This window comes from Erysipelothrix aquatica, assembly GCF_009828775.2.
Taxonomy (GTDB): Bacteria; Bacillota_I; Bacilli_A; order Erysipelotrichales; family Erysipelotrichaceae; genus Erysipelothrix; species Erysipelothrix aquatica.
Genome location: NZ_WTSY02000093.1, coordinates 1 through 812, shown reverse-complemented (window position 1 = coordinate 812; position 812 = coordinate 1). Strand labels below are relative to the sequence as shown.

1 protein-coding gene is annotated in these 812 nt (G+C 33.1%); it reads left to right on the top strand.

All coding sequences use genetic code 11. The annotated features are described in order from the left end of the window. Positions 1 to 812: SIR2 family protein (locus GVV20_RS10595; RefSeq protein ID WP_250690219.1), on the top strand; the 812-nt coding region annotated here is incomplete at both ends.

The following is an 812-nucleotide window of genomic DNA, read 5'->3' as shown; positions in this document are numbered from 1 at the left end:
CTATTAAAGAAGATAAACTAGTTGTTTTTATCGGTGCTGGAGTATCAATGAACCCACCTACAAACTTACCAGACTTTAATGTATTAACTAGTTATATTTCTGGGAATTCGCCTTATAAATATGATAAATCAATACATAAACCTGATTCTTTTTTAGGTAAATTAGAACATGAACATATAAATGTTAGAGAAATTGCGTCTAATTTTTTCAAGGAGAGGGATGCCCAACCAAATGAGTTACATAGAAATATTGTGAAATTGTTTAAAAATGAAAGTGCAACAAGAATTGTAACAACTAATTATGATTTATCAATTGAAAAAGCATTTGGTGATGAGCTAAGTGTTATAATCTACAATTCACCTGCTCTTCCTCTTGGTAATGATTTTCAAGGGATTGTTCATTTACATGGGAACCAATGTGAACCTAAAAACATGATTCTTACTGATTCGGATTTTGGCAAAGCGTATCTGTTAGAAGGGTATGCTACGAGATTTTTAGCCAAGCTTTTTACCGAGTATACAGTTTTATTTATTGGATACAGCCATAATGATATAGTTATGAATTATCTGTCCAGATCATTGCCAACAAATCAAGTTCGTACTCGTTACATATTAACTGATAAGAATGATGTCGAATGGGGTCTGTTGGGGTTAGTTCCAATAGCCTATGAGGAAAAAAATCATCAAGTATTGATTGAAAGCGTTGGATTACTTGGAATGAGAGTCAACAGAAATATGATTGACTGGAGGTATCACTGTGAACAGTTGTCTACAACACTTCCGCCAATTGATAGTGAAACTATAGACGAAGTT